Genomic DNA, 17,759 nt, shown 5'->3' with positions numbered 1-17,759 from the left:
ACCTACTCAATCACCAGTAAATAAGCAGCCTGTATCCCCGCTTCTCCACCGGTTTTCGCAGGAATCAATATGCTTCCATCTTTCTGTTTTAAAGCCTTTTTACTGCCAGCCAAAGTAATTTTGGCAGTTTTAGGGATGGTTAGTCCTTCCGGTTTCAGGCTGGTGGGAAGTTTTTCTCCGGTTTCGGCCAGGTAAAAGGCATAGGTAGTATTTCCTTTCTTTGTGTAAGCCCATTTCCCTTGGCGATACGGAGCCAGGGGTTTTGTTTCATAGATACCCACACTGTTTGTTTTCATCCATTTACCGATTTCCTCCAAACGTGTGTATGCTTCCTGATGCCATTCCCCATCGGGCCCAGGTGCTACATTCAATAACAGGTTTCCTCCTTTGGCTACGATATCCACCAATGTATGAATTAGCTTTTCTGTCGATTTGAAATTCTCTTTCGGAATATACGACCAGGAATCTCCCATGGTGATGCACGATTCCCAGGGGATAGACATGTAATGATCCGGGATCTGCTGCTCTGGCGTTACATAGTTTTCAAATTCTCCCGTCACGGTGCGGTCTACCACCAATAAGCCCGGCTGATGCGATCGCGCCATTTTTGCAATTTTGGCCATGTCGATATTCTGCTCATAGGGAATGGATTTCTGCCAGCTGATCTTCGGATCGATGGTATTGAACGGGCGAACCCAGCCGCCATCCAGCCAGAGTATATCTACAGAACCGTAACCGGTCATGAGGTCTTCGATCTGGTTGTAGGTAAAGGTTTTAAATTTCTCCCATATTTCCGGTTTTTTCGCTGGATCGTAGGTCGAGTTGCGGTCCTTCGGGGGGAAATACGGCCACCAGTAGGAGTCTACATTCCAGTCGGGTTTGGAGAAGTAGGTGCCCGTCATAAATCCTTCCTTGCGAAATGCAGAAAGGATCTCTTTGGTTATATTACTCTTCGGGTTCGATCCGAAAGGCGTATTGGTAATTTTATAATCGGTATGTTTGGAGTCAAACATCGCGAAGCCATCGTGGTGTTTGGTGGTAAATACAAGGTATTTCATTCCGGCATTTTTGGCTGCAGTTGCCCATTTTTCAGGATTAAATTTCACCGGATTAAATTCTTTGGCGATACCTTCATAGGCTTTTTTGTATTCATACCAGTTGTGCGAATGAGGACCTTTGCGCTCACACCAGCCTTCGTCTTCAGGGCACAGCGACCAGGATTCTACAATACCCCACTGGCTATATGTTCCCCAATGCATCATCAGTCCGAATTTTACATCCTGCCATTTGTCCAGTTTCTGCTGTACAAGCGGGTCGCTGGGAATGACGTATTTGGAATGATCCTGCTCGGCATGCTGCTGAGCAGTAGCTGTGAGGGTAGTGAAAACGGATAGGAATGAAAGTAGAAACGTATTAAATTTCATATTTTATTTCTTTGTAAGATTGAATTGCTTTACCCGGCATGACAGATGCAGAATGTCACATTGAGCTTGTTGAAACTTTCTTCGCCTTAGGCAAAGTAACTCTTTGCATTATACACTTTCCCCTTTCCACCTTTCTCAGTCACTGTGTAATTGAACCCTTTTTGTATGCAGTAGGCGCCCACTTCCCCTTGCTTATTGATAGCAATAAAGCCTACCTGGAACGTTTTGGCACGTTCAGGATCACGCTTCACGATACGCTCTACCGCTTTTTTACAAGCTTGTTCAGGTGTCAGTCCGGAGCGCATAAACTCTACGACCAGGTGTGTTCCGCAAACACGAATCACTTCTTCTCCCTGTCCGGATGAAGTAGCAGCGCCTACTTCGTTATCGACATACAATCCTGAGCCGATGATAGGGGAATCTCCCACGCGTCCGCGCAGTTTGAAGCCCATACCGCTCGTGGTGCACATGCCTGATAAATTGCCGCTCGCATCCAGCGCGATAGTCCCCATCGTATCGTGATTAAACGATCCGTCATCGAAACGGTTAGGTGCAAACGGCCCGTTTCCTTTTTCCTTTGGATGCGATTGTTGATGCTCAATATTGATGACGGGTTTGTATTCTGCTTTGATCAGCCACTCCTTGTAGGCTTTTGCTGCATCGGGAGAAAGTTCGCCCGATTCCAGCGGGAAACCGTTAGCCAGTGCAAATTGCTGCGCACCGGCACCGGCCATAAAAACGTGCGGCGTAGTTTCCATCAGTTTGCGGGCTACAGAAACGGGATGTTTAATTTTTTCTAGAAATGCCACGGATCCGCAATTGAATTTATCATCCATGATGCAGGCATCGAGTGTTACAAAGCCATCACGATCAGGATTTCCACCCAGCCCCACACAGCAGTTAATATCGTTTTCGATGGCAATGGCTGCCTGTTCGACAGCATCAAGCGCTCGTCCGCCTTTTTCCAACACGGGCCATGCAGCTCCATTGGCGATCTGTCCGCTATCCCATGTTGAAACGATAATTGGTTTTTTAGGAACTGGCTTTCCTATCAGTTTGCCAGCTTGTAAAAATGGCAGTGCAAGAGCAGAAAATCGCAGGAACGAACGGCGGCCGGTTGACTTGTCAGACATTATAATTGATGTTTAGTAAGCTTGCAAAAGGGTGTAATAACTGGTGGATTAGAAATAGAAAGCCAATTTATTAAAAATATTTAAAAAGTATGTGTGTTTTCATTTTTGAAAATTAAAATCATCAGAGCTATTTGGTTCACACTGTGTCCGATTCGCGGGCAATGCACCTGGATATGAATAACAAGCCAACAGTATGTATAGTAAGTCGTGAGCCATCACAGAATTTCAAATCGGTTTGTCTGAATATATAGCAACAGCATACCCATAGAAATGCCAGAGGAACATTTACGAAAATAATTGCGGACATGAAAAATATTTAAGCCTGAACGCCTCCCGTTGCTGCAGGCGAAGCAGAAAACGAGCATGCTCCTTCGAGTTCAAAGCTCAGGTGGAGATGTTAAGTAGGTTGCTTTGTTTCCAGATAAAGACGTGGAGTATGGATGAAACATATATGTGAAAAGACTTAATCACCGCGTCCGGTGCAAAGTGTACAAGTAAATTCTATATTTTTGGCGCAGATCACCATGAATATTTACCGGGAGAGTGGAAAAGCTCCTCCGGTGTATACCGTAATTGTATTATATGACAAAGAAAAAAGCGAGCGTAGACGTTGCAATCAATGCATACGGGAAACCCTATCAGACGGCGATCACGCTTTTCACACTATTGAAGCATTCAGGAGAATGGATTGACAAGATTTATTTTATCGAAGAGAAAAAGCAACCGGAGCCGCCGAAGTATCAGTTTATTTTGGATGAATTGGGTGATAAGGTAGTTTATTACAAGCCTAATTTTTGGTTTTGGGTTAACAAGGTTTATGGTTTTTTCCAATATTTCAGACAGTATCGGTATTCGGTACGTTATCAGTATGCGTGGGAGAAAACTGATAAAGATTATCTTCTTGTACTTCACAATGATGTTTATTTTACCGGCGATCTGGTAGGTCAGTATCTGGATCAGATCAATGGGCATACCGCGATCGGGAAAATAGGACAATGCTGGAATTGCCCGGCCCACACTGCGAAACTATGTGATGGAGACACTTACACAAAATACAAACCGGATTATGAGGAGCTGATGAGGCTTTCTGCTGATTTTCCCGGTTCGAGAAGTCATCTTTATGAAGCAGTACTGGAAAAAGACAAGCCATGGCCGCTGCCGGAATGCAGAGTGAACGAATACGTAGCAATGATCAATATTGCCAAGGCCAGGCCTGCAACAGTCCCCGTCGGAAAAGCAGCACCGTTTGGAACATTGAACAAACTTGATATAGGCGTTGAATGGTTTTCTGAGCTCAACAATGCGGGACATACATTTGCAAATTTCAATTACGATCCTTTTGCAATTCATAGCTGGATCAGCCTGAAAAATGCTGGTCATGATGCGATGTTTAACCAGGATCTTTATCAATATGAGGAGTCGGTAGCACGAAAAGTATTAAAAGACGAATTTGGAATAACCGCACCCTGATTGATACAGAACGCATCAATCAGGGCTACAGAAAGCGAATCTTATGGTACTTGAAATAAATCAGTTAAGTCAATATTACGGTTCGCACCAAGTGCTGGATATTCCCTCATGGGCGATTGAATATGGTATTTACTGGATTCAGGGAGAAAACGGTGCCGGGAAATCAACTTTGTTTCGAACACTTTCCGGTATGTTGCCCTATTCCGGACAAATCGTATTAAACGAAAATTATGATCTGAAAAAGCAGTCGGTTGATTACCTTTTACGATTGAATCTTGGAGAAGCAGAACCTGTATATCCGTCCTTTCTTACGCCCCATGATTTACTTTCTTTTATTGCCGAGGCGAAAAAAAGTCCTCCCGGACAAGTCGCTATGCTAACTGAGGCATTGGGAATCAACTATCTCAAACAACCTTTCGGGAGCTGCTCTAGCGGGATGGTTAAAAAGGTTTCTCTGGCACTGGCGTTTTTAGGAAATCCATCGGTGATCATTTTGGACGAACCATTGATTACGATCGACAAAGAAGCAAGAGCAGCGTTGTTTGAAGTAGTAAAAATGTATTATACCAAGGGTGTTACTTTTCTGTTGTCGTCCCACCAAGCTTTTGAGCAAGAAGGATTGTCTGTATCAGGTGCGTATGCCCTGAAAAATAAAACACTCAATACCATTCCCATTGTATGAAAACGCTGCTGAAAAGTACCGTATCTGAATTTTTTCGGCAACGTTCAGGAATGTTTTTCGTGTTTATCGCTGTGCTGTTTGGCTTTCTGAGCGGGCGTGAGCATTACGCATTTGCGGCTTTCTTTCTGACAGACCGATTTGGGATGTTATATCTCCTGATGGTCTGGCTGGCTTACACCTTGTTTTGTGGTCATTTTTTAATGAATCTATGGCGACAACCTGAATACCATTTTATATATCAGACACGCCTATGGAGTAAAGGTAAGCGTTTGGTCAGGTTCTGCTGGATAGCGGCGGGCTTCTTGCAGCCCTTACTATTTTATGGAATTTATATCTTTTGCATCGGTTATCAGGATGGCATGTTGGGTAACTATTGGCCGGTGCCCGTGTATTTCACGGTGCTTTGCCTGGGGCTTTCGTGTATGGCCTCATGGCGTGTACATCATCCTGATCTGATAGTGGATAATAAACGCAACACAAAATTTGTAAACTTTCCACGACCAGCCAATTGGCTTTGGTGGTCCGTGGAATGGCTTTTCAGAGAAAGAGGTGTAACTGTTTTGTTATGTAAAGCTGGCGCATCGGTTGTATTTGTGTGCACTTTGCTCTATTACGGAACGGACGATTACGACCTTCGGCTTCCTGCGATTGGTTTATCACTAGGTTATTTGTTGAACATCGGATTATCTTATGAGCTCTTTCAATGGGATAATGTGATCTGGATGTGGGGGCGTTCATTTCCTCTCAGTATATCCAAGCGTTTTTTGAGAATCGTTGCTGTGCATGCATTTATAATTTTACCCGAAACATTGATCTGTTTTCGTTACGAGGTCATAACGCTTGAGGAGACTTTTCAGCTTTATGCATTGGGACTTTCAATATTACTGCTTTTTCATACCAGATTGTATAAAAAAAACGGACTGCTGGAAGATGCCATGCAGCCCGTTCTTGCTGGTTTTATAGTGCTGACACTGCTTATTCTTTATAAAATTCCTGTGTTAATGATCGCAATCGTAGCAATATTGTATTCAGGATATAAATTTTTCAGATCTTATGCGGGTCAGAAAGCCATCAGGAATTCTTAACCTTCGCTATTTTGCAGGAGTCGTCGGACGTACTTCAATCTTACTTGGAAGTGTACGTGCCGGCATTTTGATTAGATCAGAAACAATCTGTCCGATATCCTCAGGCTGTATTTTCCATGCATCTTTTTCGGATGGCTGGTGATTACTGAATTCAGTTGCTACCGATCCTGGCATAATGGTGGTTACCTTGATACCATGATTCCTTACGTCCATCATCATCGCTTGTGAAAAGCCTACTAATCCGAACTTACTTGCGTTGTAAGCCGTACCACCAGCGAAAAAGTTAGTTCCTGCAAGGCTGGCAATGTTAATAAAATAGCCCTCTGTCGACTTTAAAGCTTTCAGCGACGCTTTTGCTGAGAAGAAGACACCATTGAGATTAATGTCAATGGTTTCGTTCCATTGTTCTGTAGTGAGTTCATCTATCGGGGCAAAATGTCCAATTCCGGCATTCGCGATCACGTAGTTGAGTTGTCCCCATTTTTCGATTACCGTCGCAACTGCCGCTTCCTGAGATTCAAGATTGCGTACATCGGATTCTATGCCGATTGCGTATCCTTCTTTGATCTTGTTAAGTGATGCGGCTGCTTCATCAGCGCTTTTTTGTGATCGGCTAGTCACTGCAACTTTAATTCCATCCTGGATCAATGCAGCTGCAACGCCGTATCCTATTCCTTTTGAGCCACCTGTGATAAGGGCTGTTTTGATTGATTCTGCCATTATATATTATTTTCAGCCCTGCCGGGTTTTTGTTGAATGATGAGGAAGCAACAATAACCTTGCCGGGATGGTTTGGGCAACCCAAGTAAATTTGATAAAGATGAAACCTTTACTGCTTTTTTTGCCTGTCTGTTTTCAATAACCTATTTTTGCGGATTGTAAAGACCCTCACAAATAGAATGGGTATATTTATGGTTAGCTGAAATTAAATATTACAAAATCCACCTAATGAAATTAGTAGAAAATAAAGTCGCCCTGGTTACGGGAGCATCACGCGGTATTGGACGTGCTATAGCATTACGATTGGCTCAGGAAGGCGCAAATGTAGCTTTTACATACTTGTCGAGTGTAGAAAAAGGAGAGGCGCTTGCCAGTGAATTGGAGCAGTTTGGTATCAAAGCCAAGGGCTATCGTTCTGATGCATCTGATTTTCAGGCGGCCGATCAGCTGGTGACCGATGTTATTGCTGACTTTGGCAAACTTGATATTCTCATCAATAATGCAGGGGTTACGCGCGATGGTCTGCTGATGCGTATGAGCGAGGAGAATTGGGATACAGTGATCAACATCAATCTCAAATCTGTATTTAACCTTACAAAGGCTGCTACCAAAAGTATGATGCGCGCCAAAAGTGGTTCCATCATCAATATCACATCGGTAGTAGGTATCAGAGGAAATGCGGGACAGGCTAATTATGCTGCTTCAAAAGCCGGTATCATTGGTTTTACCAAATCGGTTGCTTTGGAGTTGGGTTCACGTAATATACGTTCAAATGCAGTAGCTCCGGGATTCATTGAAACGGAAATGACCGACGCGATTGACGGAAAAGCAACAGAAGATTGGAAACAGTCGATTCCTATGAAACGTGGAGGGCAGCCTGAAGAAGTGGCAGATGCCTGCGTTTTCCTTGCTTCAGATCTTTCGCGATACATCACAGGTCAGGTGATTCAGGTGGATGGCGGTATGCTCACCTAGTATATTTAGGATACAAAGCGGTAATCAATGTGCATAGATCAGTAAAAAGTAAACCTTTTTACTGTATCTTGCTATTGCCGACCATCACCATCTGGCACAACGTCCGTTCCCAATATGCGTTCTGAACTCCTTTTTCAAACTCCTTACTGGTTTCTCGTATTTTGTCTGATGGCAGGCATTGCTTATGCCTGGTTGCTCTATCAGCCGTTAGCTTCCTGGGGGCGGTATCTGAATTGTGGACTTGCAGCTTTACGTGGTATAGTGGTAAGCTGTATTTGTTTTTTATTGCTGAGTCCGCTGGTGCGAAAGACAGAAAATACGGTAGACAAGGCTAAAGTTGTCTTTGCAATTGACAATTCAGAATCTGTGAAAGGTTATGGCGATTCGCTTCTTGCACCCATTCGCACAGCATCTGCAGAATTGGCGAAATCCGGGTTTGAGGTCAGTTTTCAGACTTTTGATGCATCGTCCCCCAATGCCGACTCTATTCGGTTTGATAAGAATAAAACAGACCTTGCCGGACTGCTTCAAACTGTTAAAACTAACTTCGAAGGTAGGAATCTGACGGATATAATTCTGCTGTCGGATGGCATTACTAATCAAGGGATGTCTCCTGCATTTGGTCAGTATCCGTTCCGGGTGAATACGCTGGCGGTAGGGGATACAGTTCCCGATCTTGATGTGCGGGTCAAAGATGTGATTGCCAACAGGATTGCATATCTTGGAAATGATTTCCCGATCCGCGCGGAGGTTATCGCCAACGGACTGGCTGGGAAGACGACAACCATTTCGCTCAAACACAATGGAAAGGTGATCGAAACCCAGCGTGTTACGATCGATCGGGAATCGTTTTACAGAGCTTACGATTTCAAAACAAGCTCGTCACAAAAGGGTGTTCAGCATTATACTATCGAACTGGGAAATATAGCGGGTGAAACAAGTACGCGTAATAATAAAAGGGATATTTACATTGATATCATTGACGGACGGCAGAATATATTGCTATTAGCGCTGACCCCGCATCCGGATATCAAAGCATTACGAAGCCTGATTACTGCCAATGACAATTATGAGCTGGATGTTCAGATTCTGACAATCAATCCTAATATGCCGGCAACAGCCAAACCCTACGATCTTGTCATTCTGCATCAGATTCCTAATGTACTGGGTTTGGGTAATGCACAGGTAAGGAAATACATCGATGCAAAAACGCCCGTCTGGTATATCTTAGGTAATCAGTCGGCTGTTCCTCTGCTTAATACGGCCACTCGTTCACTGAATATTAATGCTGCAAACAGACAGGCTGACAAAGTAACAGCCAGATTTAATCCTTCTTTTCAAATGCTGAATCTGGATGCAGAGAGTTTGAAATTACTGGAAAGGTTGCCGCCATTGTCTGTTCCTTTTGGAGAGTACAATATCTCTTCCGGTACCGAATCTATTCTTTTCCAAAAGGTGGGAAGCTTGAGTACCAATAAACCTTTGCTGGTATTGAATACGGCTGGTGAGCAGAAAACGGCGGTTCTCGCAGGAGAAGGAATATGGCAGTGGAGACAGGAAGAATATGCGTTGACAGGTAAACAGGATGTGGTCGATAATCTATTCCAAAAGCTGATACAGATTCTTTCGGTACGCGAGGATAAGCGGAAATTAAGGGTTTATCCGGTTCGGCAGGAATTTGAAGCAGGAGAGAGTGTTGTATTTCAAACAGAAGTATACAACGATATTTATGAGCAGATCTTTGGTCAGGAAGTTAAATTGGCACTGACGAATGAAAGAGGTGTTACAAGAGATTACAGCTATGTGCATACTGCTGACAATCCGAGATTCAGCATCGGAGGATTAGGTGAAGGCGTGTTCAGATATCAGGCGACTACAACATTGAAAGGAGTGCAGGAAAAGGTGACCGGTCAGTTTGTGGTAAGGAATGTAGATATGGAAATGAATAATACAACAGCAGACTTTGGTTTGCTGAGAGAAGTAGCTGCCAATAGTGGCGGGGAATTTGTGGCTCCTGCAAATCTTACTTCTTTTATGGAGCGACTTAAAAAAGAAAAACCGGCCGACAGGCTTGACAGTACTGAAGAGATGGTGGAATTAATTCACTTAAAATGGCTGTTCTTCTTTTTGATTATTTTATTGGGAATTGAGTGGGGATTACGAAAGTATCATGGTGGATATTAAAAGTGAAGAATGTATTATTGGAAATTACAAAAGACCAGCTAGAAACAGACATTACCGGAAAATAAGCTACATGCTTTATCTTCTGCTTTTGGTAATATCTTTGACACCACCTACAAAAGCGCAGACAGACAGTCTTTATGTAGACTCTACAGACACGAACCGGCCTAACTATACCATGTTACGTGGAATTTTTGCAGGCCAATCTGTGATTTATCTGGGTAGTATTTATGGGCTTTCCCGATCCTGGTATAAGAATCCGCTTACTAAGTTTACAATCCAGGATGATTCCCATGACTGGCTTCAAATGGACAAAATGGGGCACGTTTACACATCCTATCAGATCGCGCGCCACACTGCAGCACTATATAAGCAGACCGGGATTTCAAAAAAACAGATGCTGATTTACGGGGCTGTATCAGGGATTATTTTTCAAACACCTATAGAAATTCTGGATGGGTTTTCTCCTGACTATGGATTTTCACCGGGTGATATGGCGGCGAATATTCTGGGCTCAGCGCTCTTCCTGGGACAGGTAGCCATTTGGGACGAAATAAGAATACAACCTAAATTTTCATTTCACTTTACACATCTGGCCGCTGTCAGACCAGAGCTATTGGGCTCTAAAAGTACAGAACGCTGGCTCAAGGATTACAACGGACAGACCTATTGGTTATCAGGCAGTCCGCGTAGTTTTTTCAAAGACAGCGGGTGGCCCGCCTGGCTTTGTTTCTCAGTAGGTTACGGGATCAATAATATGGTGTCAGCAGAGCGCTACAAGAGTGTTGAGATGGGATATATACCCTACCGTGAATACTATCTGTCAATAGATATTGATCTTACAAAAATCAAGACGAAAAGTAAATTGCTGAGAACAATTGGCTTTATGGCCAATTCTATAAAAATTCCGGCGCCAGCGTTACAATTCAGCAAAAAAGGAGTGAATTTTAAGCCTTTCTATTTTTAGAATTGAGAGGAGTAAATTGTATTTAAAATTAAGAGGCTAAAGCAAAATCATTATGAATATCGGAGATAAGGTAAGGTTGGTGCATGGTAAGGAAGAGGGGATTATATATGCTTTTTTGCCAAACAATGTTGTAGAGGTTGAAATTGAAGATGGTTTTCGTATTCCGGTATTGAGGAATGAAATCGTCACTATATCGCCCGTGGAGGCTCAGAGGCTTGTGAAACCACAAGATGAGCAACCTATACAGAAACAAAGTGATAAGATCATCCCGCGTAATTTACCTTTCGCCGAAAAAGGAATTTACCTTGCATTTGCTGCTGTTAATGACAGGTCGGTAACAGTTCATCTGATCAATAATACGGACTGGATTATACCTTTTACTGCTACATCTCTTGATCAACAGGTATATACAAATCTCAATGCTGGTACGCTTCAGCCCAGAACAGCACAGAAACTTTCGGAATTACTGATGAAAGATTTTGAAGCGTGGCCAACTTTTGAATTCAGACTTTTGTACTTCCGTGATGGGAAGCACACATTACCGCTTCCTTTACACAAAAAGTTGAAGTGTCGCGCTCAGTCATTTTATAAAAGCAAAGGTAAAGCGCCGGTATTGGAACGTGAAGCATTTGTGTATCAGCTTGATGAGGAGAATCTGAAAAAAGAAGAGATTTCTACGGATATCAATTTGTCGGAAACCTTGAAAAACAGCATGATGGGTGGAGCTGATTTGGAAAAACCTGAGTTGCCAAAACCAGAAAATGTAATTGATTTACACATCGAAAAGCTGAGGCAGGATTTTGGTAAGCTGGGGAAAGACAATATACTAAAAGTTCAGCTGGAGACGTTCGAAAGCTGCCTGGAACGTGCCATTGCCAATGGAATGGATGATATTACTTTTATTCACGGAGCGGGTAATGGCGTTTTGCGAACGGAACTGCACCGCAGACTGAGCAAGAACCAACATGTTCAGTTTTATAAAGATGCTCAAAAGGAAAAATTTGGATACGGTGCAACCCTGGTCAAAATTAAGTAGATTCATCAGCAAACCTTTAAAGGTGATGGTGTTGACTGTCGTTGTGTTAACACAATGGCAATGTAAAACAACAACTAAAAACACCCCCAGGGCGCCTATGGAAGAGTACCAATATTCAGATAAGGAATTACAGAACGAAAAGCATTTATCGGTGCTTAATGTGCCGGTAGAAATTCCGGTTACTGAAATAGAAAATCAGCTGAATCAGCAATTAAAGGGTCTGATTTATGAAGATAATAGTTATGAGGATGATGGAAATGATAACCTCAAGGCCAAGGTATGGAAGATCAACCCGATCAAAATGGTTGCACTGGAATCATCTTTTCTTTTTGAAGTTCCATTGAAGATTTGGGTAAGTGCAGGTTACAAAATAAGTCCCCTTGGAATGACCATGTCCGGTTATAAGGATACAGAGTTTTCAATCAAAATACGACTGATCTCCCAAATTGCTCTCACACCTGACTGGAAATTGAAGTCGGAGACCTATGTAGATAGCTATGATTGGATATCAGAGCCAAGTGTGAAGGTTGCCGGTATTAATATTCCGATCAAAAGTATGGTCAGCCGTATGCTGAACAAAAATTTTGAGAAAATTACGGAAGCGATTGATCAACAGGTGGCCGAAAATATTGAACTCAAGAGTAATGTAGAAGTTGCCTGGAATCTGGCACATGAGCCGGTACTGCTTGCCAAAGAATTTGATACCTGGCTGGTAATTAAACCAACCGGAGTGGTGATGACTCCACTGCTTGCTAAGAATGGCATATTAAAATCTGTGATAGGCATCAATGGTTATACTCAGACGATTACTTCTGCAGTGAAGCCATCTGTTCCTTCTTCTCCGAAACTTCCCGATTTAAAAATAGTCAGCCAGGTACCAGAGAGTTTTAGAGTTAGTCTGATCAGCCTGGTTTCCTATGAGGAGGCCGGAAGACAGGCTACTAATCGTTTCAAAGGAGAAAAGTTCTCGTTTTTAGGTGGAAAGTATAGTGTTCAGGTTACCTCCGTTGAAATGTATGGCCAGAATGAAAAGCTGGTTATAAAAGCCGGCTTGTCTGGCAGTATGAATGGGTATATTTACCTGAAAGGAGTTCCATATTATGATCCTGCCACGCAGCAGTTGTCATTGAAGGGACTTGACTACGATCTTGATACACGCAACAGTATATTGAAAACGGCCAATTGGCTTCTACAGGGCCAGTTCGCCAGAATGATGGAGAAAAAAATGGTTTTTCCGGTAGGGGAACAGATCGGAGATGCCAAAAAGACCATACAGGCTGCCTTAGCTAATTATAAAGTGGTCGACGGGGTCTTGATTAAAGGGACACTTACCGATATTGTTCCCGATAAAGTTTATCTTACACCCAAGCATATTTATTCAGTTGTTTTTGCGCAGGGAAAGATTAATTTAAGGGTAGATGGACTAAGGAGCTTTTAGGTTACACTTTTTGGTAAAAGTCAGCTTCTTGTCATATTTTTTTGTGTTTTCTGCTTCATTAGGTGCCACGGTAAGGAAAGTATTTCTTAGCTTTGTGGTCAAGCGAAGGAGTAAGCTGTTCTACCGCCACGGTCTTGTATCGGGGAGGAAAGTCCGGGCAGCATAGAGTGCCGTACTTCCTAACGGGAAGGCAGCAGGCCAGAAATGACCGGTTGACAGCAAGTGCCACAGAAACTTAAACCGCCTGGCATGTTTTTTATGTGACGGGTAAGGGTGAAAAGGTGGAGTAAGAGACCACCGCCTGACGGGTGACCGGCAGGGCAGGGTAAACCTTACGGGCTGAAAGATCAAATAGGTGTTGATATGCGAGGCGACTCGTCTCCGCTTTTTTCGGAAAGCATCAGCACGGGTAGATCGTTAGAGGTTTCGGGTGACCGGAATCCTGGATAAATGGTAGAAGCTCCTGTTAACGAAAGTTATTGGAGAACAGAACCCGGCTTACAGGCTTATTCTTATCGTTTGTATAACAAAAATTAAGTGAATATTTGAATCACATAACTGGTGTTTCCCATGAAGAAAAAGAATCTTTACGTTGCTTTAGTTAGTTTATTCCTTTCGAGTTTCGACACGTCCGCTCAAAACCGTACCTACGATGGACCAAACAAAATGAATACCTGGTCAATTACGGGTTATGGTGGTATTACTAAGTTTTTTGGTGATATCAAGACATATGACTTCCGACTTGGCGAGAATGAAAAGCTAACTGGTGGCTGGGGGTTATCCATCAACAAACAGTTATCTCCGATCTTCGGTATCCAGTTGACTGGTTATAACGGACAGTTGCAAGGATCTAAGCCAAGACATTACAGCCGTTTGACGGGAGATACTTACAGTGTTTACTTCAACAGCCCTTCATTTGTTCAAGCCACGATTGATGGAACGGTTAATTTAAACCGTCTCTTACTTGGATACAAAAAAATGAGAAGATGGAAAGTGGATGCGCATCTGGGAGCAGGTATTATGTATTACCACACAGACCTGACCGCAGTTAATACCAATCCTGATAGCGAATTTTTCGGAACTGAATGGAAAGTATCTACTAACACAGATGGTAGTTCAAAAACTGCCGGCACATGGGATCGTAACGGTTCAACTTACACACGTGAATGGGTATTCCCCACAGGTCTTGCAGTTCACTACGAATTGAGCTCACGTTTCGACCTTGGATTTGATCTTACATACAACTTTGTAAATACTGAAAAACTGGATGCAACAGTAGGTGACCTGAGTGACTATCGTACACAACAGGGAATCTGGACGTTCCAGAAAGGCGATTCGAAAAAGGATGGATGGGGAATTGCTTCGGTAGCTCTTACTTACAAACTTGGAAAAAATGCTGTAAGAGCCAAAGATGGTAAGTATGATGCATCAAGTGGTCGTTATCACCTACGTTGGACAAATCCACAATCATTGATCCCTGTTCCTTACAATCCTACAATGGAGGATGCGGATTCAATTGCAAAAGCCAATATGCCAAAACCTGTTGACCCACGTTTGTATACTGATACAGATGGTGATGGTGTAGCTGATTTGTTTGACAAAGAACCAAATACTCCACTGGGAAGTGTTGTTTCCGGAGGGGGTGTTGCAATGGATCTTGACAAAATCATCCGTGATGCAATCAAAAATAACTTGCCGAAAGATGAGTGCGAAGCGCTGTTTAGTAATATCGAATTTGATACTGACAAAGCAATTATCCGTAATGCTTCGAAAGAGACTTTGAGCAAAGTAGTTGAACTGTTGAACATGCGTACAAATTGCCGCATTGTATTGGTAGGTCATACAGATGCCCGCGCTTCTGATAGCTATAACGTTGCACTTTCTCGTCGTCGTGTTGACGCAGCTAAGAGGTTCCTTATCCGTGCAGGTATTGCAGAGCCAAGCCGTATTCTTGTAGAGTACTATGGTGAGTACCGCCCGGTAGCAGAAAATACAACTGTAGAAGGTTTGCAGTCCAACCGTCGTGTTGAGATCAAAATTCTTCCACAAAACACAATTCGTTCTTCTTACCCTGCTGGTTTTAGAAAATAAGAATTGGATTTAAGATAAATGAAAGGGAAGTCAGGTAACTGATTTCCCTTTTTTTATGAAATTCATTGATTAGTACGCGTTAATCATTGACAATTATTCATACCTTTGCAGCCTAATTAAGGGACGAGTTCCCGCAAAACAAATTCAATAATGGCAGTAAAAATTAGATTAGCGCGTCGTGGACGCAAAAAGAAAGCGATTTATGATATCGTAGTCGCAGATGCCAGAGCACCACGTGATGGTCGCTTCATCGAGAAACTGGGAAGTTACAACCCGGGAACAAATCCTGCTTCAATCGTTTTGGAAACAGGTAAAGCAGTTGACTGGTTGCTTAAAGGTGCTCAGCCAACAGACACAGCTCGTTCGATCATGCAACACGAAGGAGTGATGTTGAAAAAACACCTTCAGGTAGGCGTTATCAAAGGTGCTATCACTCAGGAAGTGGCTGATGCTCGCTTTGAAGAGTGGAAAGAGTCGAAAACAGGACGTAAAGCAACTGCTGCTGATACGCTTTCTAAGCAAAAAGAATCTGATAAAAATACGAAGCTTGAAGCTGAACGTAAAGTAAATCAGAATCGTGCAGAAGCTATTGCTAAGAAAAATGCACCTGTAGTTGTAGAAGAAGAAGTTTCAGAAGAGGTAACTGAAGAAGTTACTGACGAAGCTGCTGCACCTGCTGACGAAGCAGAAACAGCGGAATAATTAAGCTTTTTTCTAATGAGTATGAGTCTGTCGGTTTACCGCGCAGACTCATACTCATTTATAGAGTTTCAACTTTTAAATAAAATCAGAGTGACACAGGATAACTGTTTTTTACTGGGTTACATCGTCAGGACACATGGCACAAGTGGCAATGTGGTTATTTTCCTGGACGTGGATTATCCGGAAGATTACGACGAACTTGATTCCGTATATGTGGAACAGCGTGGGGAGTTGGTACCTTATTTTATCGCCAACTTTAATCTTCAGAAGCAAGGTAACGCTATTGTTACTTTTGAAGACATAGATACGATTGAAAAAGCGCAGGCGTTGGTAGGGAGTTCACTGTTCTTGTCTCTGGATGAGCTTGAAGAGCTGGATAATGAGAATTTCTACTATCATGAGATTAAGGGTTACACCGTCATTGATGAACAATTGGGAGAATTAGGGACTATCAGAGAGGTTTACTCTCTAAATGGCCAGGACCTGATCGCCATGGAATATAAGGGTGTGGAAGTATTGATTCCTACTGCTGAGGATATAGTGCTGAGAGCTGATAAAGAAAACAATAAATTGATTGTAAACTTGCCCGAAGGATTACTGGATGTATATCTGGATGCGGATGGTACAAATACTCCGGACGATGCGGATTGATATCATTAGCTGTGTACCCGGGCTGCTTGAAAGTTTTTTTGCACATTCAATCCTGAAACGTGCTCAGCAGGGTGGTTACGTGGAGGTTGTTTTGCACGATATACGGGATTATTCTGTCAATAAGCATCGGACTATTGATGATTATGCATTTGGTGGTGGGGCAGGTATGGTGTTGCAAATTGAGCCGATCGCACGATGTATACGCGCGCTACAGGCAGAAAGAACTTATGATGAGATCATTTATCTGACTCCGGATGGCGAGCAAATGCATCAGAAAATGGTCAATTCGCTTTCTTTGAAAGGAAATCTGATCATGCTCTGCGGACATTATAAGGGTGTGGACCAGCGTGTGCGGGATATATTCATTACAAAGGAAATAAGTATTGGGGACTATGTGCTCTCAGGCGGAGAACTGGCTGCCGCTGTGCTTTCCGATGCTATCATCAGGCTATTGCCGGGAGTTCTGAATGATGAAACTTCAGCCTTAACAGATTCTTTTCAGGATAACCTTCTGGCTCCCCCTGTATATTCGCGCCCGGCAGATTTTGAAGGGCATGTTGTGCCGGACATCTTAATGTCGGGGCACGAGGCTAAGATTGAGGAGTGGAGATACAGACAAGCTGTTCAAAGAACAAGAGAAAGACGTCCCGATTTGCTGGACTGAGAAAAATATATCCCGTCAATACAAAAGAAGTTCTTGGTACTGACGGGATTTTGATTTAAAAATCGAGATTACAGTTAATCCATTCGTTATCGAAGTTCGTGCCGTATTTACGGTAAAAACCAACTGCTGAAGTATTCCAGTCCAGTACCTGCCACATCATGCCTGTACATCCCGTTGCCTTTGCTGAAGCCACGGTAGCATCAAAAAGTATTTTACCTATTCCATTACCACGCATATCTTCTGTAACGATGATATCTTCCATGTATAACCGTTTACCCTTCCAGGTTGAGTATCTGAAATAGTATAACGACAGGCCAATAATTTTAGAGTCAGACTCTGCTACGAAAAAATCAAACAATTTTTCGTTGTAATCTCGGGTCAGTTTGTCTACATTATTAGATACCTGATCCAGCGCTCTTTCGTAAATGGCAAGCTCTTTAATCAGATCAAAAATGGCTGGGATATCTTCTGCAGTTCCTTGACGGGTGGTCACATTCATACGCTATATACTTGGATGAGGAAAGGTTACAAGATACAATT

16 protein-coding genes and 1 other RNA gene are annotated in these 17,759 nt (G+C 42.9%); 13 read left to right on the top strand and 4 right to left on the bottom strand.

All coding sequences use genetic code 11. The features are described 5' to 3' along the window. Window positions 1-2 precede the first annotated feature (2 nt). Window positions 3-1,424: an alpha-L-fucosidase gene (locus tag AC1XUE_RS16850; RefSeq protein WP_483357154.1), complete on the bottom strand. Its 1,422-nt coding sequence runs from the start codon at window positions 1,422-1,424 to the stop codon at window positions 3-5. 86 nt (window positions 1,425-1,510) lie between these two features. After that, on the bottom strand, window positions 1,511-2,557 hold the full coding sequence (locus AC1XUE_RS16845; RefSeq protein ID WP_483357153.1) for a glycosylasparaginase: 1,047 nt from the start codon (window positions 2,555-2,557) through the stop codon (window positions 1,511-1,513). Window positions 2,558-3,139: 582 nt separating this feature from the next. On the opposite strand from AC1XUE_RS16845, the gene AC1XUE_RS16840 reads away from it, so the two are divergent. From AC1XUE_RS16840 to AC1XUE_RS16830, 3 genes are read left to right on the top strand one after another with little or no spacing between them, the layout of a single operon-like run. Next, complete coding sequence (locus AC1XUE_RS16840) at window positions 3,140-4,027, top strand: hypothetical protein (protein WP_483357152.1); 888 nt, start codon at window positions 3,140-3,142, stop codon at window positions 4,025-4,027. 43 nt (window positions 4,028-4,070) lie between these two features. Next, window positions 4,071-4,709, top strand: coding sequence for an ABC transporter ATP-binding protein (locus tag AC1XUE_RS16835; RefSeq protein ID WP_483357151.1), 639 nt, complete (start codon window positions 4,071-4,073; stop codon window positions 4,707-4,709). Beyond that, window positions 4,706-5,794, top strand: a complete 1,089-nt coding sequence (locus AC1XUE_RS16830) for a hypothetical protein (RefSeq protein ID WP_483357150.1) — start codon at window positions 4,706-4,708, stop codon at window positions 5,792-5,794. Before AC1XUE_RS16835 ends, AC1XUE_RS16830 begins: the two co-directional genes overlap by 4 nt. Before the next feature lie 6 nt (window positions 5,795-5,800). Here AC1XUE_RS16830 and AC1XUE_RS16825 read toward each other — a convergent pair whose 3' ends face one another. Further along, window positions 5,801-6,514 carry an SDR family oxidoreductase gene (locus AC1XUE_RS16825; protein ID WP_483357149.1) on the bottom strand — a complete coding sequence of 238 codons (714 nt, stop codon included), beginning with the start codon at window positions 6,512-6,514 and terminating at the stop codon, window positions 5,801-5,803. 228 nt (window positions 6,515-6,742) lie between these two features. Between AC1XUE_RS16825 and fabG the strand changes: the two genes are divergently transcribed. The 10 genes from fabG (at window position 6,743) to trmD (ending at window position 17,219) form a co-directional block, all read left to right on the top strand. Beyond that, complete coding sequence (gene fabG / locus AC1XUE_RS16820; RefSeq protein WP_483357148.1) at window positions 6,743-7,489, top strand: 3-oxoacyl-[acyl-carrier-protein] reductase; 747 nt, start codon at window positions 6,743-6,745, stop codon at window positions 7,487-7,489. Window positions 7,490-7,603: 114 nt separating this feature from the next. After that, window positions 7,604-9,673 carry a VWA domain-containing protein gene (locus AC1XUE_RS16815; RefSeq protein ID WP_483357147.1) on the top strand — a complete coding sequence of 690 codons (2,070 nt, stop codon included), beginning with the start codon at window positions 7,604-7,606 and terminating at the stop codon, window positions 9,671-9,673. 70 nt (window positions 9,674-9,743) lie between these two features. After that, window positions 9,744-10,637 (top strand): DUF2279 domain-containing protein, encoded by an 894-nt coding sequence (locus AC1XUE_RS16810; RefSeq protein ID WP_483357146.1) that lies wholly within the window; start codon window positions 9,744-9,746, stop codon window positions 10,635-10,637. 52 nt (window positions 10,638-10,689) lie between these two features. Beyond that, entirely contained in the window at window positions 10,690-11,673 is a 984-nt protein-coding gene (locus AC1XUE_RS16805; protein ID WP_483357145.1) for a Smr/MutS family protein, read from the top strand. A gap of 97 nt (window positions 11,674-11,770) precedes the next feature. Further along, window positions 11,771-13,111 carry a DUF4403 family protein gene (locus AC1XUE_RS16800; protein WP_483357144.1) on the top strand — a complete coding sequence of 447 codons (1,341 nt, stop codon included), beginning with the start codon at window positions 11,771-11,773 and terminating at the stop codon, window positions 13,109-13,111. 107 nt (window positions 13,112-13,218) lie between these two features. Beyond that, window positions 13,219-13,628, top strand: an RNA gene (rnpB, locus tag AC1XUE_RS16795) — RNase P RNA component class A. A gap of 53 nt (window positions 13,629-13,681) precedes the next feature. Further along, on the top strand, window positions 13,682-15,202 hold the full coding sequence (locus AC1XUE_RS16790; protein ID WP_483357143.1) for an OmpA family protein: 1,521 nt from the start codon (window positions 13,682-13,684) through the stop codon (window positions 15,200-15,202). A gap of 150 nt (window positions 15,203-15,352) precedes the next feature. Further along, complete coding sequence (locus tag AC1XUE_RS16785) at window positions 15,353-15,904, top strand: 30S ribosomal protein S16 (protein ID WP_483357142.1); 552 nt, start codon at window positions 15,353-15,355, stop codon at window positions 15,902-15,904. Between the two features lie 90 nt (window positions 15,905-15,994). Next, entirely contained in the window at window positions 15,995-16,555 is a 561-nt protein-coding gene (gene rimM / locus AC1XUE_RS16780; RefSeq protein WP_483357141.1) for a ribosome maturation factor RimM, read from the top strand. Beyond that, window positions 16,545-17,219, top strand: coding sequence for a tRNA (guanosine(37)-N1)-methyltransferase TrmD (gene trmD / locus AC1XUE_RS16775; protein WP_483358003.1), 675 nt, complete (start codon window positions 16,545-16,547; stop codon window positions 17,217-17,219). Before rimM ends, trmD begins: the two co-directional genes overlap by 11 nt. Before the next feature lie 55 nt (window positions 17,220-17,274). Here trmD and AC1XUE_RS16770 read toward each other — a convergent pair whose 3' ends face one another. Then, complete coding sequence (locus AC1XUE_RS16770) at window positions 17,275-17,718, bottom strand: GNAT family N-acetyltransferase (RefSeq protein ID WP_483357140.1); 444 nt, start codon at window positions 17,716-17,718, stop codon at window positions 17,275-17,277. Window positions 17,719-17,759 lie beyond the last annotated feature (41 nt).

Source organism: Dyadobacter sp. HNCC25DJ187, assembly GCF_056895255.1.
Note: the sequence above shows the minus strand (reverse complement) of the source record. Positions and strands in the feature narration are given on the sequence as shown.